This window comes from Cellulosimicrobium protaetiae (assembly GCF_009708005.2).
In the GTDB taxonomy this organism is placed as follows: Bacteria; Actinomycetota; Actinomycetes; order Actinomycetales; family Cellulomonadaceae; genus Cellulosimicrobium; species Cellulosimicrobium protaetiae.
Map to the genome: position 1 here is coordinate 2,925,270 of NZ_CP052757.1, position 19,823 is coordinate 2,945,092.

Annotated in this window: 19 protein-coding genes; 1 reads left to right on the forward strand and 18 read right to left on the reverse strand. The window is 73.0% G+C overall.

The window, feature by feature from the left end; all coding sequences use genetic code 11:
- Nucleotides 1-16: 16 nt before the first annotated feature.
- From FIC82_RS12440 to pdxT, 10 genes are all read right to left on the reverse strand, one after another.
- Nucleotides 17-2,362, reverse strand: a complete 2,346-nt coding sequence (locus tag FIC82_RS12440) for a RelA/SpoT family protein (protein WP_154798758.1) — start codon at nt 2,360-2,362, stop codon at nt 17-19.
- Nucleotides 2,363-2,436: 74 nt separating this feature from the next.
- Complete coding sequence (locus tag FIC82_RS12445; protein WP_154798759.1) at nt 2,437-3,042, reverse strand: adenine phosphoribosyltransferase; 606 nt, start codon at nt 3,040-3,042, stop codon at nt 2,437-2,439.
- A complete protein-coding gene (secF, locus tag FIC82_RS12450; RefSeq protein ID WP_154798760.1) occupies nt 3,039-4,154 on the reverse strand; it encodes a protein translocase subunit SecF in 1,116 nt (371 codons plus the stop codon). Before secF ends, FIC82_RS12445 begins: the two co-directional genes overlap by 4 nt.
- Nucleotides 4,154-6,142, reverse strand: a complete 1,989-nt coding sequence (gene secD / locus FIC82_RS12455) for a protein translocase subunit SecD (protein ID WP_154798761.1) — start codon at nt 6,140-6,142, stop codon at nt 4,154-4,156. The genes secF and secD overlap by 1 nt, the downstream gene beginning before the upstream one ends.
- Nucleotides 6,143-6,223: 81 nt before the next feature.
- Complete coding sequence (gene yajC, locus FIC82_RS12460) at nt 6,224-6,670, reverse strand: preprotein translocase subunit YajC (protein WP_154798762.1); 447 nt, start codon at nt 6,668-6,670, stop codon at nt 6,224-6,226.
- Between the two features lie 209 nt (nt 6,671-6,879).
- Nucleotides 6,880-7,890, reverse strand: a complete 1,011-nt coding sequence (gene ruvB, locus FIC82_RS12465; RefSeq protein ID WP_418884359.1) for a Holliday junction branch migration DNA helicase RuvB — start codon at nt 7,888-7,890, stop codon at nt 6,880-6,882.
- 68 nt (nt 7,891-7,958) lie between these two features.
- The gene (gene ruvA, locus FIC82_RS12470; protein ID WP_168731813.1) at nt 7,959-8,597 is read right to left on the reverse strand and encodes a Holliday junction branch migration protein RuvA; all 639 of its coding nucleotides are present in this window, start codon (nt 8,595-8,597) and stop codon (nt 7,959-7,961) included.
- Between the two features lie 186 nt (nt 8,598-8,783).
- Nucleotides 8,784-9,353 carry a crossover junction endodeoxyribonuclease RuvC gene (ruvC, locus tag FIC82_RS12475; RefSeq protein ID WP_168731814.1) on the reverse strand — a complete coding sequence of 190 codons (570 nt, stop codon included), beginning with the start codon at nt 9,351-9,353 and terminating at the stop codon, nt 8,784-8,786.
- A 218-nt stretch (nt 9,354-9,571) separates the two neighbouring features.
- A complete protein-coding gene (locus tag FIC82_RS12480; RefSeq protein WP_154798765.1) occupies nt 9,572-10,333 on the reverse strand; it encodes a YebC/PmpR family DNA-binding transcriptional regulator in 762 nt (253 codons plus the stop codon).
- Nucleotides 10,334-10,339: 6 nt separating this feature from the next.
- Nucleotides 10,340-10,990: a pyridoxal 5'-phosphate synthase glutaminase subunit PdxT gene (gene pdxT / locus FIC82_RS12485; RefSeq protein WP_168731815.1), complete on the reverse strand. Its 651-nt coding sequence runs from the start codon at nt 10,988-10,990 to the stop codon at nt 10,340-10,342.
- Between the two features lie 65 nt (nt 10,991-11,055).
- Here pdxT and FIC82_RS12490 point away from each other — a divergent pair, with 65 nt between their 5' ends.
- Entirely contained in the window at nt 11,056-11,736 is a 681-nt protein-coding gene (locus FIC82_RS12490; protein ID WP_154798766.1) for a hypothetical protein, read from the forward strand.
- A gap of 55 nt (nt 11,737-11,791) precedes the next feature.
- On the opposite strand, the gene FIC82_RS12495 is transcribed toward FIC82_RS12490, so the two are convergent.
- The 8 genes from FIC82_RS12495 to thrS all read right to left on the reverse strand — a co-directional run bounded on the left by FIC82_RS12495 (nt 11,792) and on the right by thrS (nt 19,767).
- Nucleotides 11,792-12,358, reverse strand: a complete 567-nt coding sequence (locus tag FIC82_RS12495; protein WP_154798767.1) for an NUDIX hydrolase — start codon at nt 12,356-12,358, stop codon at nt 11,792-11,794.
- A gap of 60 nt (nt 12,359-12,418) precedes the next feature.
- Entirely contained in the window at nt 12,419-13,318 is a 900-nt protein-coding gene (gene pdxS / locus FIC82_RS12500) for a pyridoxal 5'-phosphate synthase lyase subunit PdxS (RefSeq protein ID WP_168732278.1), read from the reverse strand.
- Nucleotides 13,319-13,540: 222 nt separating this feature from the next.
- The gene (locus FIC82_RS12505) at nt 13,541-14,191 is read right to left on the reverse strand and encodes a hypothetical protein (RefSeq protein WP_168731816.1); all 651 of its coding nucleotides are present in this window, start codon (nt 14,189-14,191) and stop codon (nt 13,541-13,543) included.
- Nucleotides 14,188-15,393: a glycosyltransferase family 4 protein gene (locus FIC82_RS12510; RefSeq protein ID WP_168732279.1), complete on the reverse strand. Its 1,206-nt coding sequence runs from the start codon at nt 15,391-15,393 to the stop codon at nt 14,188-14,190. The genes FIC82_RS12505 and FIC82_RS12510 overlap by 4 nt, the downstream gene beginning before the upstream one ends.
- Before the next feature lie 2 nt (nt 15,394-15,395).
- Nucleotides 15,396-16,400 carry a phosphatidylinositol mannoside acyltransferase gene (locus FIC82_RS12515; protein WP_154798769.1) on the reverse strand — a complete coding sequence of 335 codons (1,005 nt, stop codon included), beginning with the start codon at nt 16,398-16,400 and terminating at the stop codon, nt 15,396-15,398.
- Nucleotides 16,400-17,083: a phosphatidylinositol phosphate synthase gene (pgsA, locus tag FIC82_RS12520; protein WP_154798770.1), complete on the reverse strand. Its 684-nt coding sequence runs from the start codon at nt 17,081-17,083 to the stop codon at nt 16,400-16,402. Before pgsA ends, FIC82_RS12515 begins: the two co-directional genes overlap by 1 nt.
- A complete protein-coding gene (locus FIC82_RS12525; protein WP_418884320.1) occupies nt 17,083-17,733 on the reverse strand; it encodes an HIT family protein in 651 nt (216 codons plus the stop codon). The genes pgsA and FIC82_RS12525 overlap by 1 nt, the downstream gene beginning before the upstream one ends.
- A 6-nt stretch (nt 17,734-17,739) precedes the next feature.
- Nucleotides 17,740-19,767, reverse strand: a complete 2,028-nt coding sequence (thrS, locus tag FIC82_RS12530; RefSeq protein WP_171445708.1) for a threonine--tRNA ligase — start codon at nt 19,765-19,767, stop codon at nt 17,740-17,742.
- Nucleotides 19,768-19,823 lie beyond the last annotated feature (56 nt).

Genomic DNA, 19,823 nt, shown 5'->3' on the forward strand with positions numbered 1-19,823 from the left:
CCCGCCGCGGGCGTGCTCAGGCCGGGAGCTGTGTGGCCTCGGCGGCCTTCGTGCCGGTGATCCGGTAGACGTCGAACACGCCGTCGACCTTGCGGACCGCGGTGAGGACCTGCGCGAGGTGACCGGGCTCCGCCATCTCGAAGACGAACCGGGACATGGCCACGCGGTCGTTCGACGTCGACACGGTGGCCGAGAGGATGTTCACGTGGTTGTCCGACAGCACGCGCGTGACGTCGGACAGCAGGCGCGCCCGGTCGAGCGCCTCGACCTGGATCTGGACGAGGAACATCGCGTTGCTGCCCGTGGTCCACGAGACGTCCACGATGCGCTCGGGCTGGTTGCGCAGCCCGACGACGTTGCCGCAGTCCGCGCGGTGCACGCTCACGCCCTGGCCGCGCGTGATGAAGCCGATGATCTCGTCGCCGGGGACGGGGGTGCAGCACTTGGCGAGCTTGACCCAGATGTCGTCGACGCCCTTGACCATGACGCCCGGGTCGCCCGTGCGCACGCGGCGCGCGGTGTGCCCGGGGCGCGCGGTCTCCGCGACGTCCTCGACCGTCCCCTCCTCGCCGCCCATCGCCTGGACGAGCTTGGAGACGACGTTCGCCGCCGACACCTGGCCCTCGCCGATCGCGGCGTACAGGGCCGTGACGTCGGCGAAGCGGAGCTCGTTGGCGAGCGCGACGAGCGACTCGTGCGACAGGAGGCGCTGGATCGGCAGGTTCTGCTTGCGCATCGCCTTCGCGATCGCGTCCTTGCCGTGCTCCACGGCCTCCTCGCGCCGCTCCTTGGAGAACCACTGCCGGATCTTGTTGCGCGCGCGGGGGCTCTTGACGAACGCGAGCCAGTCGCGGCTCGGTCCCGCGTTCTCGGACTTCGAGGTGAGGACGTCGACAGAGTCGCCGTTCTCGAGCGTCGAGTCGAGCGGCACGAGGCGGCCGTTGACGCGCGCGCCCATGGTCCGGTGCCCGACCTCGGTGTGCACGGCGTAGGCGAAGTCGACCGGGGTCGAGCCGGCGGGCAGCGCCATGACGTCGCCCTTGGGCGTGAAGACGTAGACCTCCGCGCCGCCGATCTCGAACCGCAGCGAGTCGAGGAACTCCGCAGGGTCCGCCGTCTCTCGCTGCCAGTCGACGAGCTGGCGCAGCCAGCGCATGTCGTTCGCGGCGGTGTCGTCCTTCGTGGTCTTGCCGCCGGACTTGGCCGTCTCCTTGTACTTCCAGTGCGCCGCGACGCCGTACTCCGCGCGCCGGTGCATCTCGTGCGTGCGGATCTGGATCTCGACCGGCTTGCCGCCGGGGCCGATGACCGTCGTGTGCAGCGACTGGTACATGTTGAACTTCGGCATCGCGATGTAGTCCTTGAACCGCCCGGGCACGGGGTTCCACCGCGCGTGCAGCGCACCGAGCGCCGCGTAGCAGTCCCGGACGGTGTCCACGAGGACACGCGCACCGACGAGGTCGTAGATCTCCGCGAAGTCGTGACCGCGCACGATCATCTTCTGGTAGATCGAGTAGTAGTGCTTGGGCCGTCCCGTGACGGTCGCCTTGATCTTGGCGCTGCGCAGGTCCGCCGTGACCTGCTCGCGCACGACCGCGAGGTACTCCTCGCGCGCGGGGGCTCGCTCAGCCACGAGGTGCACGATCTCGTCGTACACCTTGGGGTAGAGGGCCTGGAAGGACAGGTCCTCGAGCTCCCACTTGATGGTGTTCATGCCGAGGCGGTGCGCGAGCGGCGCGTAGATCTCGAGCGTCTCGCGCGCCTTGCGGCCGGCCGACGACGACGACACGTACTTCCAGGTGCGCGCGTTGTGCAGCCGGTCGGCGAGCTTGATGACCAGCACGCGGATGTCGCGCGCCATGGCGACGACCATCTTGCGCACCGTCTCGGCCTGCGCCGCGTCCCCGTACGTCACCTTGTCGAGCTTGGTCACGCCGTCGACGAGCATGGCGATCTCCTCGCCGTACTCCTGCGTGAGCTGTGCGAGCGAGTAGTCGGTGTCCTCGACCGTGTCGTGCAGCAGCGCGGCGGCGAGCGTCGACCCGTCGAAACCCAGCTCGGCGAGGATCGTCGCGACGGCGACGGGGTGCGTGATGTACGGGTCGCCGCTCTTGCGCAGCTGCCCACGGTGCGCACGCTCCGCCGTCTCGTAGGCGCGCTCGATGACCGTCAGGTCGGTCCGGGGGTGGTTGGTGCGGACGGCCTGGAGCACGGGCTCGAGCGCCGGGCTCCCGGCGTTGGGCCGGGCACCGAAGCGCACGAGGCGCGACCGCACCCCGCGCCCACCGGAACCACCCTGCCCGGGGGTCGGCTGCGCGCCCGCCTTCTCCGGGGCGCGCGACGTCCGGGTGTTCTCGCTCATGCGCGCCTCCTTCCGTAGGCCGGCGATCGACGACACGGTGTCGACGACCAGCCGAGACGACCGGAGTGGCAATCCTACGACTCGACGTGGACCAACGTGGCCACGTCACGGCCCGCGAGCCGCTCGCGACCACCCAGGCCCTCGAGCTCCAGGAGGAACGCGAGGCCGACGACCACACCTCCCCCGCGCTCGACGAGCTCGGCACCCGCGGCCGCCGTGCCCCCGGTCGCGAGCACGTCGTCCACCACGAGAACACGCGCACCGGGCGGCAGTGTTCCCGACCGCAGCTCGATCGTCGCGGTGCCGTACTCGAGGTCGTACGTCACGGTGTCGGTGGGCGGCGGCAGCTTGCCCGCCTTGCGCAGCGGCACGAAGCCGACGCCCAGGTGCGTCGCGAGGGGCGCGCCGATGAGGAACCCGCGCGCCTCCATGCCGGCGACGAGGTCGATGCCGCCCGCGGCGCGCGCCGCGTCCCCGAGCGCCTCGACGACGTGCCCGAACGCCTCGCCGTCGGCGAGGAGCCCGGTGATGTCGCGGAACGTGATGCCGGGCCCGGGGTAGTCGGGCACGGCGCGGACGAGCTCGAGCACGCGCGCGGCCCGCTGCGCGCCGAGACCGGCGAGGCCGACGGCCCGCAGGCCGTCCGCCTCGCCGGTCGGCGGTTGGAGCGCGTCGCTCATCGCGGGCGACGGCGGCGCGGCTGCGCCTTGTTGCCCAGGTGCCCGCCCGGCTGGAGCTGACGGTGGCCCGCGACGCCCGCGGCGGCGAGCTCGGCGTCCTCGTCGTCACCCGCGGACTCGAGCTTCTCCGCGCGCAGCGCGAGCACCTTCGCCGTGTGCTCCTGGATGGGCTTCTCCCGCTCGCGCAGCGTGACCTCGAGCGGTGTCGCGAGGAACACCGACGAGTACGCGCCCACGCCCATGCCGACGAACAGCGCGAGGGCGATGTCGCGCAGCGTTCCCGCACCGAGGAGGAAGGCCCCGATGAAGAGGATGCCCGCGACCGGCAGCAGCGCGACGACCGACGTGTTGATCGAGCGCACCAGCGTCTGGTTGATCGCGAGGTTCGCACGCTCGGCGTACGTGCTCCGCGTCTGGTCGAGCACGCCGACGGTGTTCTCGCGCACCTTGTCGAAGACCACGACGGTGTCGTAGATCGAGTACGCGAGGATCGTCAGCAGACCGATCACCGTCGCCGGCGTGATCTCCCAGCCGATGAGGGCGTAGATGCCGACGGTGACGACGAGGTCGTGGAAGAGCGCGATCACCGCGGCGAGCGCCATGCGCCAGTTGCGGAAGTAGACCGTCATGACGAGGCTCACGAGGAGCAGGAAGACGACGAGGCCCACGACGGCCTTCTGGGAGACGTCCTTGCCCCAGGTCGGGCCGATGAACGAGCTCGTCACCTCACCGGCGGAGACCCCGTAGGCGTCGGCGAGCTCGGTCCGCACCTGCTCGACCTGGTCGTTGCTGAGCTCGGCCGTCTGGACCCGGACCGTGGACGCCCCCACAGACGTGACGCGCGGGGCCTCCTCCGGGGCTACCGCTGCGACCGCGTCGAGCGCGGGTTGCTGCTCCGTGTCGCTGACGCCCGAGACGGTGAACTCCGAGCCGCCCCGGAACTCGATCCCGAGGTTGAGCCCGTCGCCCGCGACGCGGACACCGATGACCCCGAGCGACAGGACGACGAGGACGACGGCGACCAGGAAGTACGCGCGCCGCTTCGCGACGATCGCGTAGGACCGGCGGCCCGTGTACAGGTCGTTGCCCCACTGGGCGAAACCGCTGGCCATCAGTGCTTCTCCTCGTTCTCGTCGTCCGACGCCGGGGCGTCGGACGCCCCCGCGTCGGCGGTGCCGGAGCCGGCCGCGCGACGCTCTGCCGCACGACGCTCGGCGATGGTCATGCGCTGCCCGTCGCCGCGGCCGACGCCGGCGCCGACCGTCTCCCGGACGGGCGCCGGGCGCTCGTGCGCCGGCGCGCTGTCGTCACCGGTCACGTCAGCGGGCTCCACGGCCTCGCTCGACGACTCGGCCGTGACCACGCGACCGCGGCCCGCGTACCGCGCGCTGCGGACGCCCAGGCGACGCGGGTCGAGCCCGGACGCCGGGTGCCCGTTCGCGAAGAACTTCGTCCTCGCGAGGAGCTGCAGGAGCGGGTGGGTGAAGAGGAACACGACGACGAGGTCGACGAGCGTCGTGAGGCCGAGCGTGAACGCGAAGCCGCGCACGCCACCGACCGCGAGGTAGTACAGGACGATCGCCGCGACGAAGTTCACCGCGTCCGAGGCCAGGATCGTGCGGCGGGCACGCTGCCAGCCCTTCTCCACGGCCGAGTTCAGGGTGCGGCCGTCACGCAGCTCGTCACGGATGCGCTCGAAGTACACGATGAACGAGTCCGCGGTGATACCGATGGCCACGATGAGGCCGGCGACGCCCGCGAGCGACAGCCGGTACCCGATCGTCCACGACAGCAGCGAGATCACCCCGTAGGTGATGATCGCGGCGACGCCGAGCGACGCGACGGTCACGAGACCGAGCGTGCGGTACTGGAAGAGGGAGTAGATCACCACGAGCAGCATGCCGATCGCGCCCGCGAGCAGACCCTTCTCGAGCTGCTCGGACCCGAGCGTCGCCGAGATCTGCTCCTGGCTCTGCACCTCGAACGTCAGCGGGAGGGAGCCGAAGTTGAGCTGGTTCGCGAGCGTCGCGGCGGTGTCGCGCGTGAAGCTGCCCGAGATCTCCGCCTTGCCGTCGGGGATCGCGACCTGAGACACCGGCGCGGAGATCACGAGACCGTCGAGCACCATCGCGAACTGGTTCTGCGGCGACGGCAGCGACGTGAGGCGCGTCGTGACCTCGCGGAACGCCTGCGTGCCCTCGGAGTCGAACTCGATGTTGACGACCCACTCGTTCGTGACCACGCCGTTCTGCCCGACTCGCAGGCCCGAGCTGGCGTTCGAGATGTCCGTGCCCTCGATCTCGACCGGGCCGAGGACGTACTTGGCGAGACCGTCGTCCGAGCACGCGACGAACGCGCTGTCGGTCGGGCCGCTGTCGCCGCCCACGAGGTTCTCCGGGAGCGTGCAGTCGAGGGCGTCGAACTGCTCCTGGATCTCGGGGGTGATCTGGGCCAGGTCGCTCGGGTTCTCGGGCCGCGTCGTCTCGGTCTCGGACGTCGCGTCGTCGGCCGGAGCCTCCGTCGAGCCGTCCGTCGCCGCGTCCTCGGCGGGGGCCTCGGTCGAGCCGTCCGTCGCCGCGTCGGCCGGGGCGTCCGCGGACTCCTCGGCGCCGTCGGTCGTGGTCCCGTCACCGGTGGCGGCGTCCTCGCCCGTGGCGGCCTCGTCCGTCGCGACGGGCGTCGGCGCGCCGACGGCGAGGACGGGGCGGAACCGCATCTGCGCGGACCGGCTCACCAGGTCGATCGTCTCCTGCGAGGGCTCGCCCGGGATGCCGACGACGATGTTGTTCTGGCCCTGGCTCGTGATCTCGGCCTCGGAGACGCCCTGCGCGTCGATGCGCTGGCGGATGACGTTGATCGCCTGGTTGATGTCCTCGTCCGTCGGCTGCGAGCCGTCGGTGGTCACAGGCTGCAGGATGATCTGCGTGCCACCCTCGAGGTCGAGCGCGAGGCCCGGGGTGAGGCTCGCCCCGCCCGGATTCTCGTCAGACTTCGGGTCGAGCTTCGTGCCCGCGAAGAGGGACCCGAAGAGGACGACGATGAGGATTCCCAGGGTGACGAGGGTCCGTACGGGCCTCGCTCGTGTGCTGCTGGTGGCCAACTGTCCGTCTCTTCTCGTGCGTGTGCGGTGGGCCTCGCGGCCCACCGCGTCAGACCGGTCGCGGCAGCGACCGGCTCGGGGTCACTTGGTGTCGGTGCCGTCGTCCCGGCGCCCGCGGTCCTTCTCCGACCCGTCGTCGGTCAGACCGGACAGGTCGTCGGGGACGACGAGGTCGTCGACGTCCCCCTTCGAGGTGCTGGTGCCCGGGTCCGCGCTGCCGTACTCGGTGTCCTCCTCCGACGCCTCGTCCGTCTCCTCGGCCTCGACCGGGGGCTCGACGAGCTTGGCGACGGCGGCGCGCAGCCACCGGGACTGGTTGCCCGGCGTGGACTCGATCGTGATGACGTCGGCTTCCTCGTCGACGTCGACGATCGTGCCGAACATGCCCGAGCCCGTCATCACCTCCTGCCCGGGGGCGAGGTTCGCCCGGAAGCTCTGGGCCTCGCGCTGCTGCTTGCGGGTGCGGCTGGTCATGAGGAACATCGCACCCGCCGCGAGGGCGAGGATGAGGATGAAGCTGATATCCATGACGGAGTCTCGTGTCCTGTTCTGTGCGGGATCTGCGCGCAGTCTAGGCGTGCGCGCACGGTTCACCAACGAGCCGTCTCGCCGCGGAGTTCCGCCCGCTCGGGTCCCCACCATTCTAGGACCACGCGCGGAGCGCCTGTGACCGCCGTCACGGGGACCCCGAGAGCCCACCGGACTCGGCCGCCGGCAGGTCGCGTCCAGGCTCGCCCTCAGGCGTCGAACAGCGTGCCGCCCTCCCGCGGCGGGGTGAGCCCCAGGTGGGCCCACGCGGCCGGCGTCGCGACCCGACCCCGGGGGGTCCGCCCGATCAGCCCCTCGCGCACGAGGTACGGCTCGGCGACCGTCTCGACGGTCTCCGCCTCCTCCCCGACCGTCACGGCGAGCGTCGTCAGGCCGACGGGGCCACCGTTGAAGCGCGTGCACAGCGCGGTGAGGACGGCGCGGTCGAGCCGGTCGAGGCCGATGGGGTCCACCTCGTAGACCTCGAGCGCGGCACGCGCGGCGGCGAGGTCCATGCTGCCGTCGCCGCGGACCTGCGCCCAGTCGCGGACGCGGCGCAGGAGCCGGTTGGCGATGCGGGGCGTGCCGCGCGAGCGCCCGGCGATCTCGCGCGCGGCGTCCGGGTCGAGGGCGACGCCGAGCAGTCCGGCGGACCGCGTGAGCACGCGCTCGAGCTCGTCGCTCGAGTAGAAGTCGAGGTGCCCGGTGAAGCCGAACCGGTCACGCAGCGGCGCGGGCAGCAGTCCCGCGCGCGTCGTGGCGCCGACCGCGGTGAAGGGGGGCAGCGAGAGCGGGATCGCGCTCGCGCCGGCGCCCTTGCCCACGACGACGTCGACCCGGAAGTCCTCCATCGCCATGTAGAGCAGCTCCTCGGCGGGGCGCGCGAGGCGGTGGATCTCGTCGATGAAGAGCACCTCGCCCTCCTCGAGCGAGGAGAGCACGGCGGCCAGGTCGCCCGCGTGCTGGATGGCCGGGCCGGACGTCACGCGCAGCGACGTCCCCAGCTCCGCGGCGATGATCATGGCGAGCGTCGTCTTGCCGAGCCCCGGGGGCCCGGACAGGAGCACGTGGTCCGGCGCGCTCCCGCGAGCCAGCGCGGCCTGGAGCACGAGCGAGAGCTGGTCGCGCACGACGGCCTGACCGACGAACTCCTCGAGCCGTCGGGGTCGCAGCGCCGCCTCGGCCGCGCGTTCCAGGTCGTCCGCGCCCGCGGCGACGATCCGCTCGGACGAGAACGTCCCGTCACCGCCGAAGCCGTCGACGCCCACCTGGTCGAAGTTCGCCACGGTCAGCCCCTCGGTCCGCCGAGGACGCGCAGCGCCGCGCGCAGCGCACCGGCCACGTCAGGAGCCTCGACGACGTCGACGCCCGCCTCAGCGAGCACGGTGGAGACCGCGTCGTCCGCGGCCTTGAGGTTCCAGCCGAGCCCGACGAGCGCCTCGACCACCTGGTCCCGGCGGTCGTCGACCCGGTGCGGACCGGTCCCGGCGGCGGGCTCGCCGGCCGCGGGGGCGTCGGCGCCCGTGGGCGGCCCGAGCTTGTCGCCCAGCTCCAGCGCGATGCGCTGCGCACCCTTGTTCCCGATGCCGGGCACGCGCACGAGAGCGGCGATGTCGCCACCTCCCACGGCGCGGCGCAGGGCGTCCGGCGTGTGCACGGCGAGCATCGCGAGCGCGAGGCGCGGACCCACGCCGCTCACGGTCTGGACGGTCTCGAAGACGGCGCACTCGTCGTCGTCGGCGAACCCGTAGAGCGTGAACGAGTCCTCGCGCACGACGAGGCTCGTCGCGAGGCGAGCCGTCTCCCCGACGCGCAGGCCGGCGAGCGTGGCGGGCGTGGCGTGGACGAGATAGCCCACTCCCCCGACCTCGAGCACGGCGCGGTCGAGCTGGACGCTCGCCACGACACCGCTCAGGGACGCGATCACGCAGGCTCCTCTCCCGGCCGGCAGCGCCGACCTGGTCCGATGGTCCGCGGCCCCGAGGACCGCCGTGGGGCCGCGCGCCGAGGTGCGCGTCGAACACCCGTACGACCGCGGTCACTCTAGCAAGGGCCGCCCACCCGCCGACCGACCGACACGGGCCACCCGCAGGGGCTGACGGCACGGTCACCGCTAGCGTGGCGCGCGGCGCCCCTTCGCCGCGTGCTCGGCGGCCGCCCAGGCGCGCTGCGCGGGCGTCAGCTCGTGCCGCTCGCCGCCCTGGAGCGCACCCGCAGGTCGCCACAGGTGGCAGATCGCGAGCGCGAGCGCGTCGGCCGCGTCCGCGGGCTTCGGCGGCTCCGCGAGCCCCAGGATGCCGGCGACCATGCGCTGCACCTGCTCCTTGCCCGCGCGCCCGCTCCCGGTGACCGCGGCCTTGACCTCCGACGGCGTGTGCAGCGCGACCGGGACGCCCCGGCGCGCCGCGCCGACCATCGCCAGACCCGCGGCCTGGGCCGTGCCCATCACGGTCCCGACGTTGTGCTGCGCGAACACGCGCTCCACCGCGACGACGTCCGGCACGTGCTCGTCGAACCACGCGTCCAGCCGCTCGGAGATCCGCAGGAGCCGCAGGTCCACGCTGAGATCCGGGTCCGTCCGGATCACGCCCACGGCGACGAGCTCGGCCCGCCGCCCCCGCGCGGAGTCCACCACCCCGACACCGCACCGGGTCAGCCCAGGATCCACACCGAGAACGCGCACCCCAGTACCCTCCCACGAGCCGACGACGGAACCCCTCCGCCTCGCGGGCCGCAGACCAAGGCGAGCCGACACCGGCGGGGCGGGTGAGGTGCGCGCGGTCGTGGCGGGCCTGGCGGGAGCGGCGCGAGGAACGAGCGCCGCGGATGGTAGACCGCGCGCACCTCACCCGCCCCGCCACCCAGGGCGACCAGTTCGGTCACCTCGGGCGACACCCGCGGTCAGTCGTCGTTCTCGAGCTCCGCCATGACCTCGTCCGACGCGTCGAAGTTCGCGTAGACGTTCTGCACGTCGTCGCTGTCCTCGAGAGCGTCGATGAGGCGCAGGATCTTGCGCGCCCCGTCGGCGTCGACCTCGACCTCCATGGACGGGTGCCAGATCGAGTCGGCCGAGTCGTACTCGAGACCCGCCTCCTGGATCGCGGTGCGCACGGCGACGAGGTCGCTCGCCTCGCACAGCACCTCGATGACCTCACCCTGGTCCGTGACCTCCTCGGCGCCCGCCTCGAGCGCGGCGAGCATGACGTCGTCCTCGGTCACGCCGTCGGCCTTCGGCACGACGACGAGGCCCTTGCGCGAGAAGAGGTACGACACCGAGCCGGGGTCGGCGAGGTTGCCGCCGTTGCGGCTGAACGCGAGGCGCACCTCGGAGGCCGCGCGGTTCTTGTTGTCGGTGAGGCACTCGACGAGGACGGCGATGCCGTTGGCGCCGTAGCCCTCGTACATGATCGTCTGGTAGTCGACGGCGTCGGCGCCCGTGCCGGAGCCTCGCTTGACGGCGCGGTCGATGTTGTCGTTCGGGACCGACGACTTCTTCGCCTTCTGGATGGCGTCGAACAGCGTCGGGTTGCCCGCGGGGTCACCGCCGCCGGTGCGCGCCGCGACCTCGATGTTCTTGATGAGCTTCGCGAAGAGCTTGCCGCGCTTGGCGTCGATGGCCGCCTTCTTGTGCTTGGTCGTGGCCCACTTGGAGTGCCCTGACATGCGTTCCTACCCCTTCGCGATTCTGACGAACAGCTCGTGCACGCGCGCGTCCCCGGAGATCTCCGGGTGGAACGAGGTGGCGAGCAGCGATCCCTGCTGGACTGCGACGATCCTACCGGCGGCGGCCGCGGGGATGCCGGGCGCCTCGTGGTCGGGGATGCGGGCGAGCACCTCGACGCCCGGCCCGACCTCCTCGACCCACGGCGCGCGGATGAACACGGCGTGCACCGCGTCCGTCCCACCAGCCCCGCCGGGGCCGTCCTCCCGCGGGGCCAGACCGGCGAACGCGAGGTCCGTCTCGAACGAGTCGACCTGCCGCCCGAACGCGTTGCGCCGCACGGTCACGTCGAGCCCGCCGATGGTCCGCTGGTCCGCCGTGCCGCCGAGGATGCGGTCGGCGAGCAGGATCATGCCCGCGCACGAGCCGTAGACGGGCAGCCCGTCGGCGATGCGGGCGCGCAGCGGCTCGTCGAGCTCGAAGATGCGCAGGAGCTTGTCGATGGTCGTCGACTCGCCCCCGGGGAGCACGAGCCCGTCGACCGCGGCCAGCTCCTCGGGACGGCGGACGCCGACCGTGCGGGCGCCGGCGGCCTCGAGCGCGGCACGGTGCTCGCGCACGTCGCCCTGCAGGGCCAGGACACCGATCGTGATCGTCACGAGGGGGAATGATACGTGCGCCGACGCACGCGCCCGGCCGTGGCACGGTTGCTAGCCTCGCCGTCGTGACCACTCCGCCCGGCACCGGACCGACGTCGCCCTACCCCGCTCAGCCTCCGTCCGGGTACCCGGGTCCGTACCCCGGCGTCCCGCCCCGTCCGCCGCGCAGCACGCGCGGGGCCACGGTCCTGGTCGTCGTCGGTGCGGCACTGCTCGTGGTCGCCCTCGTGGCGGGCGTCCTCGGCGTGACGACCTTCGTGCGGGCGCTGCCCACGGGCGTGGTCGACGGCGCGGGCGAGCCCGGTTCCGCGGCCCTCGCCTCGGGGGACGTCCCCGGGGAGGCGGAGATCGCGCTCGTCGGCGGCGAGCCGTACAGCGTGTGGGCGGTCGTCCCGATCGGCGCGGAAGGTTTCGACGCCGACGACGTCACCGTGTCGTGCCCGGACGGCGACCTCCAGGTGCGCCACCCTTCCGTCTCGGGGAGCTCCGGCTTCGGGTCGTACGAGGCGACGACCGTCGCCGAGGTGTCGTCGCCGTCGGCCGAGACCTGCACGGTGTCCGTGGCGCAGGGCGACGCCTCGCCCGGGGCGACGTTCGTCATCACCGAGGGCTGGCGGTTCGGCGAGTTCTTCGCGACGGTCGGCGGCACGATCCTGCTGTGGTTCGTCGCGATCGGAGGGACGCTGCTGGGCCTGGGGCTCCTCGTCGGCGGGATCGTGTGGCGGCTCGTCGCGCGCCGGCCGTGACCGCACGGCGAGACGCCTCGCACCCGTGGCGGGACGTCGGGCGGCACACCGTGCCTCAGTGCTCGCGGGCGATCCCGAGGTGGTGCGTCACGCCGTCCCACCCGCCGAGCAGCGGGGCGACGAGGTCGGGCAGGCCCTCGGGGAAGATCTCGATCTCGACCTCGCGCAGGTCGTCGAGCGACCACCAGCGCATCTCGTCGACGACGTCCAGCTCGACGTCGGTCCACCCCTCGCGGCTCAGCTCGCCGCCTGCTCCGGCCGCGCCGTCGAGCCGCGCGAGGTAGAGCACCTCGTCCTGGCGGCAGTGCTGGCGGTAGAAGTCGAAGATCGCGCTGCGCGTGTAGACCGGCCCGACGAGCACGCCCGGGTCGAGCACGATCCCGGTCTCCTCGCGGACCTCGCGCAGCGCCGCGTCACGGTCGCTCTCGCCCGGGTCGACGCCCCCGCCGATCGTGAACCACCACGAGCGCTCGGGCTGGTCGACGTCGTGCCCACGAGCCAGGAGGATCCGGTCGGCGGAGTCGAGCAGCAGGACGCGCGCGCCCCGGCGGAAGTAGAGCCCGTCGTCCCCGAGCACCCAGTCGGGGCCCAGGGACGACGGCGCTCCGGCGGCCTCGGCCATGCGCGCGTCAGGCGTCCGTCGTCGTGGTGACGACGGACGGCCGACCCGTGGAGCGCTCCGTCACCAGCCGCGCTCGGCGAACTGGATCGAGCGCGCGGGCTCGTCGACGTTGATGCCCACCATCGCCTCGCCCAGACCGCGCGAGACCTTCGCGATCACGTCGGGGTCGTCGTGGAACGTCGTCGCCTTGACGATCGCGGCGGCGCGCTGCTCGGGGTTGCCCGACTTGAAGATGCCGGAGCCGACGAACACGCCCTCCGCTCCGAGCTGCATCATCATCGCCGCGTCGGCCGGCGTCGCGATGCCGCCCGCGGTGAACATGACGACGGGCAGCTTGCCCGTGGCGGCGACCTCCTTGACGAGCTCGTACGGCGCCTGGAGCTCCTTGGCCGCCACGAAGAGCTCGTCCTCCGGCAGCGCGGTGAGGCGGCGGATCTCCCCGCGGATGGTGCGCATGTGCGTCGTCGCGTTGGAGACGTCGCCCGTGCCGGCCTCACCCTTCGAGCGGATCATCGCCGCGCCCTCGGTGATCCGGCGCAGGGCCTCGCCGAGGTTGGTGGCGCCGCACACGAACGGGACGGTGAACTGCCACTTGTCGATGTGGTGGGCGTAGTCCGCGGGCGTGAGCACCTCGGACTCGTCGACGTAGTCGACGCCGAGCGACTGGAGCACCTGCGCCTCGACGAAGTGGCCGATGCGCGCCTTGGCCATCACGGGGATGGAGACCGCCTCGATGATCCCGTCGATCATGTCGGGGTCCGACATGCGCGAGACGCCGCCCTGCGCGCGGATGTCCGCGGGGACGCGCTCGAGCGCCATGACGGCGACCGCGCCCGCGTCCTCGGCGATCTTCGCCTGCTCGGGCGTGACGACGTCCATGATGACGCCGCCCTTGAGCATCTCCGCCATCCCGCGCTTGACCTTGGCGGTGCCGACGGTGCCGGCGCCCTCCGTGGTCACGGCGCTCGGAGCGCTCTCGGCAGGGACGTTCTGGTCGGCCACGTTGGTCACCGGTACCTCACACCTTCAGGTCAGGGGAACGTCGCGCGCTCGCGCGCGGACGCCGTCGAACAGGCTCGACGGCACATGCTCCCACGCGCTCCCATCCTATCGCCGGGACGTCCGTCCTCCCGGGGCCCCCGGCCACCTCGACGTCGCGGTGCGACGGTCGGACAGGCCCGCTCAGTCCGGTGCGGTCGCCGACGCGGCAGGCCGGGCGAGCCCGTCGGGCGCGGCGTCGTCGAGCTCGACCGTCGCCGGCATCGGCGCGTGCCCGGCGAGGTGGAACAGGCGCACCCACCACTTGCGCCGCACCCGCTGCGCCTGGGCGACGGCCTCGTTGTGGAACCGGCGGGCGAGCTGCGCCCGGTACCACGCCGCGGCGAGGGTGCCGACGAGCTCGTCGCCCGCCGGGGCGGACCGGAGCTCGGCGACCTCGTCCGCGTCCTCGAGCACCGAGCGCAGCGTCGCCGTGAGGTCGCTCTCCGCCAGGGCGCGCGACTCGGCCATGCCTCCCAGGAGCCGCCGGGGCGGCGCGTCCCTGGGCACGACCAGCCCCGGCACCTGGTCCGCGAGCCGGAGCGCGTCGTCCTCGTCGTCCAGGACGGAGTGCGCCGCCTCGGCCAGGAGCACCGAGCTGGCCGGGTCGAGCTCGCCGGACGCCGCCAGGTCGACCGCGGCGGACGCCCGGCGCACGAGCTGCGCGTCCAGCGCGAGCCGGGAGGCCATGACCTTGCGGTGCAGCCGGTCGAGGCGGGACGCAGCGACCCAGAGGACCCAGGCGACGACCGCGGCGGCCACGAGGGCCAGGACGGTGGTCTCGGACCAGGTCACGGGCGTGCCCCCTCGTCGTCACGTGCGCGGCCCAGCAGACGCCCGCCGCGCCGCGAGCGCGGATCCTCGTGGACCGGGATGACCGCCTCGGACGCCGCCAGCACGGTCTCGTAGACGGCGAGCACCTGCGCGGTCACGGTGGACCAGTCGAAGCGCCGGACGAACTCGCTCGCCCGCGCGCGGTAGGCGTCGCGCCGCGGCGGGTCGGCGAGCACGTCGAGCACGGCGGCGGCGAGCGCGTCCGGGTCGCCCACGGCGAACAGCGCGCCCGCGGCGCCGTCGTCGAGCACGCGGCGGAACGCGCCGAGGTCGCTCGCGACGACGCACGCGCCCGCGCTCATCGCCTCGACGAGCACGATGCCGAAGCTCTCGCCCCCGGTCTGCGGGGCGATGTACAGGTCGACGGACGCGAGCATGCTCGCCTTGTCCTCGTCGCTCACCCCGCCGAGGAACTCGACGGAGGCCGCGTGCTCGCCCAGCGCCTCGATCGCGGCCTCGCGGCCGTCGTCGCCGCGGCCCGCGACGAGGAACCGTGCCCCCGGGACCTTCGCGAGGATCGCCGGGATCGCCGCGGTGAGCACCGGCAGGCCCTTGCGGGGCTCGTCCAGCCGGCCGAGGAAGGCGATCGTGGGCGCGTCCGGCGTGCCCTGCCACCTGGGGCTCGGCGTGGCGGACGCGAAGGTGTCGACGTACACGCCGTTGGGGATCACGACGGCGTCACCGCCCAGGTGGTCCACGAGCGTGCGCCGCGCGTCCTCGGACACCGCGATGCGCGCGTCGATCTTCTCCAGGCTCTGCCGGACGAGCGGGTAGGCGACCTGCAGCGCGCGCGAGCGCACGAGCGAGGTGTGGAACGTCCCGACGATCGGCCCCTGCGCGATCCACAGCGCGACCATGCTCAGCGACGGGTTCACCGGCTCGTGGATGTGCAGGACGTCGAACCGGCCCGCCTCGAGCCAGCGCCGCACGCGGCCCGCGGTGCGCGGACCGAACGTCACGCGCGCGACGGAGCCGTTGTAGCGGACGGGGACCGCGCCCCCGGCCGGCGTGAGGTAGTCCGGGACGGGGGTGTCGTCGTCGGCGGGCGCGAGCACGGAGACCTCGTGGCCCTGGGCGATGAGCGCCTCGGCGAGGTCGCGGATGTGGAACTGCACGCCGCCGGGGGCGTCGAACGAGTAGGGGCACACGATGCCCACGCGCAGGGTCATGCCGTCCTCCCCGCGTCGCGTGCCGCGTCGTCCGGCGCCGGCGCGTCGCCCTCCCCGGCCTCGGCACGGGTGCGGGCGTACCGCGCGGGGTCGAGGTCGTCGACGAACACCTTCTGGAGCATGTGCCAGTCCTCCGGGTGCTCGCGGATCGCGACGCTCAGGGCGTCGACCCAGGCTTGCGTCGCCGTCGCGACCTGCTGGGCGCGCGGGACGCCGGGGTCGATCTCGACCCGGGGGAAGAACTGGATGACGAGGCCCCACGGGGAGCGGGCGGCCCGTCGTCGGGCACCGCGCAGCCGCTCGTAGTAGATCCCGGTCGGGACGAGCGGTGTCCCGGTGCTCACCGCGAGCGCCGCGGGCCCGGCGGCGACGCGCGCCCGGTGCCCGAAGAGGTCGACCTCCACGCCGCGGTGGGTGAGGTCGCGGTCGGCGAGCAGCGGGATGATCTTCCCCGGCCGGCTCGCGCCGCGCACGAGGTCGCGGAACACGTCGCCGTCGCCGAGCGCGAGGATCTCGAGCCCGATCGAGTTCCGGAACGCGAGGAACTCCTCGAAGAGCTCGTCCGGCTTCAGCCGTTCCGCGACGGTGAGCACGGGCGCGATGTTCGGTGTCGCGTAGGCGCCGGCGAGGTCCCAGTTTCCCTGGTGGGACAGGGCGAGCACGGGGCTGCGGTCGCCGTCGAGGTGCACCGTGAGGTTGTCGTAGCCGACGACCCGCACCCGGGCCCGCACGCGCTCCGGTGTCCACGCGGGCAAGGTGAACGCCTCCCGGTAGTAGCGCATGTAGGAGCGCATGCCCGCGCGCGAGAGGCGGCGCAGCGCGCGCGGGGAGAGCCCCGGGCGCACGCGCGCGAGGTTCCGCTCCAGCTGGCGCACTCCCCCGCCGCGCAGGAGCCAGGTCACGTCGGCGATCGCGCCGAACAGGCCGCGCAGCACGGGCTCGGGGACCTTGCGGGCGTTGCGCCAGGCGAACGTGAACGCCATGCCGGCGTCGAGGGCCATCAGCGACCGTCCTCCTTCTCCTCGGTGCGCGGGGCCCGCGCTTCCGGCGGTGCCGCCGCGAGCGCGACCGCCTGGCGACGCACGGTCGCGACGCGCTGCACGACCGTGACCGCGCTGGCGAGCGCGAGCAGCCCCAGGACGACGACGAGCACGACGGGCGGGACGCCCAGCCCGACGATGCCCGCGGCGACGAGCGCCGCGACGAGCCGGTCGGCGCGCTCCGCGATCCCGACCTGCGCCGTCATCCCGACGCTCTCGGCGCGGGCACGCGCGTAGGGGACGACCGCGCCGAGCGCGAGGCACGCGAGCGCGGCACCGGTCCCCCACGCGGCGAGGTCGGGCGTCAGGCGCGGGTCGTCGGCTCGCACGAACCACAGGGTCAGGCCGACGAACACCGCGGCGTCCGCGAGGCGGTCGAGCGTCGAGTCGAGGAACGCGCCCCACGGGCCGGACCGGCCCGCGCGGCGCGCCATCACCCCGTCGAGCACGTCGGCGAACGCGCAGACCATGACGACCATCACCCCGGCGAAGAGGTGCCCCGTCGGGAAGAGCCACAGGGCGCCGACGACGACCCCGAGCGTCCCGGCGATCGTCACCGCGTCGGGGCTCACGCCAAGACGGAGCAGGAGCGCGGCGAGCGGGGTGAACAGGCGCGTCGTGAGCGCGCGCAGGCGGCCGAACATCAGGCGGTTCCCTCCGCGGGGGCGTCGGGTCGGGCGGACGGCCACGCGGCGGCGAGCCGGGCGCGCGTGTCACCCAGCAGCTCGGGCACGGCCTTGGTCTGCGCGACGATCGGCAGGAAGTTCGCGTCGCCCGCCCAGCGCGGCACGACGTGCTGGTGCAGGTGCGCGGCGATGCCCGCGCCCGCGACCGCGCCCTGGTTCATGCCGAGGTTGAACCCGTCGGGTGCGGACACCGCGCGCACGACACGCATCGCGGTCTGCGTGAGGTGCGCGACCTCGACGGTCTCCGGCTCGGTGAGGTCCGTGTAGTCGGACACGTGGCGGTACGGCACGACCATGAGGTGGCCCGGGTTGTACGGGTAGAGGTTGAGCACGACGTACGCGGTCGCGCCGCGCGCGACGATCAGCCCGTCCTCGTCGGAGCGGTCCGGGATGCGGCAGAACGGGCACTGGCCGCGCGAGTCGTCGGCCGGCTTGTCCTGCCCGCCGATGTACACCATGCGGTGCGGCGTCCACAGCCGGTCGAGGCCGTCGTCGAACCGCGGGTGCGTGCCCGGGAGCTCGACCGTCGCCCCGCTGCCGGGGTCGGGTACGGCGCCCGGGGCGGCCTCGTCGGCCGCCCCGGGCGCCCCCGTGCGCTCGTCGCCCACGCGGCGTCAGACCTGGACGCGGTCGCGGACGGCCGTGACGATCCGCTCGACCGCCTCGGCGACGGGCACGCCGTTCTCCTGGCGCCCGTCGCGGTACCGGAACGACACGGCGCCGCCCTCGACGTCCTCGCCGCCCGCGATGAGGACGAACGGCACCTTCTGCGTGCTCGCGTTGCGGATCTTCTTGCCGAAGCGGTCGTCGGAGTAGTCGACCTCGGCGCGGATCCCCTGCGCGCGCAGCTGCGCGACGACGTCCGCCAGGTAGTCGTTGAACGGCTCCGCGACCGGGACCGCGATCACCTGGACGGGCGCGAGCCACGCCGGGAACGCCCCCGCGTAGTGCTCGAGCAGCACCGCGAAGAAGCGCTCGATCGAGCCGAACAGCGCCCGGTGGATCATCACGGGGCGCTGGCGCGTCCCGTCCGCAGCCGTGTACTGGAGGTCGAACTTCTCGGGGAGGTTGAAGTCGAGCTGGATCGTCGACATCTGCCACGTCCGCCCGATCGCGTCCTTCGCCTGGACCGAGATCTTCGGGCCGTAGAACGCCGCCCCGCCCGGGTCGGGCACCAGGTCGAGGCCCGACGCGGTCGCGACCTCCTCGAGCGTGCGGGTCGCCTCCTCCCACGTCGCGTCGTCACCCACCGACTTCTCGGGGTCGCGCGTCGAGAGCTCCAGGTAGAAGTCGTCGAGCCCGTAGTCCTTGAGCAGGTCCAGCACGAACGTCAGGAGCGACGTGAGCTCGTCGCGCATCTGCTCGCGCGTGCAGTAGATGTGCGCGTCGTCCTGGGTGAAGCCGCGGGCGCGCGTGAGCCCGTGCACGACGCCCGACTTCTCGTACCGGTACACCGTGCCGAACTCGAACAGGCGCAGCGGCAGCTCGCGGTACGAACGGCCGCGCGCGTCGAAGATGAGGTTGTGCATCGGGCAGTTCATCGGCTTGAGGTAGTAGTCCTGCCCCGCACGCTTGACGTTGCCCTCGTCGTCGATCTCCTCGTCGAGGTGCATCGGGGGGTACATGCCCTCGGAGTACCAGTCGAGGTGACCCGACGTCTGGAAGAGCTTCGCCTTGGTGATGTGGGGGCTGTTGACGAACGAGTAGCCCGCCTCGACGTGACGCCTGCGCGAGTAGTCCTCCATCTCCATGCGGACCATCGCGCCCTTGGGGTGGAACACGGCCAGCCCCGAGCCGATCTCCTCCGGGAACGAGAAGAGGTCCATCTCGGCACCGAGCCGCCGGTGGTCGCGGCGCTCCGCCTCCGCGAGACGGTCGAGGTACGCCTTGAGCTCGTCCTTCGTCGGCCACGCCGTGCCGTAGATCCGCTGGAGCTGGGGGTTCTTCTCGCTGCCCCGCCAGTACGCCGCCGCGGAGCGCATGAGCTGGTAGCCGTTGCCGATGAGTCGCGTGCTCGGCAGGTGCGGGCCGCGGCACAGGTCCTTCCAGACCACGGTCTCGCTCTCGCGCCCGGCGCCGCGCACGTTGTCGTAGATCGTCAGCTCGCCGCCGCCGACCTCGACGCTCGCGCCCTCGGTGTCGTCGGCCGCACCGCCCTTGAGCCCGACGAGCTCGAGCTTGTACGGCTCGTGGGCGAGCTCGACGCGCGCCTCGTCCTCGGTCACGACCCGGCGGCGGAAGGTCTGGCCCTCCCGGACGATCCGGGACATCGCCTTGTCGAGGGCCTTGAGGTCCTCGGGCGTGAACGGCGTCTCGACGTCGAAGTCGTAGTAGAACCCGTCGGTGACGGGCGGGCCGATGCCGAGCTTCGCGTCCGGGTTGACCTGCTGGACGGCCTGGGCGAGGACGTGCGCGGCCGAGTGCCGCAGCACCGCGAGCCCGTCGGGCGAGTCGATGGTCACGCCCTCGACGACGTCGCCGTCGACGACCGGGGTGTCGAGGTCCTTGAGGACGCCGTTGACGCGGATCACGACGACGTCGCGACGAGCGGCGAACAGGTCCGTGCCCGTCGTGCCCGCCGTCACCGTGGTCTCCTCGGCCTCGAGGGTGATGGTGAGGGGTGACGAGACGACGTCAGACACGTCCGTGCTCCGTTCTGCTGGCGGGTGGCGCGCACCGCGCGCCCGGTCGAGGTCCT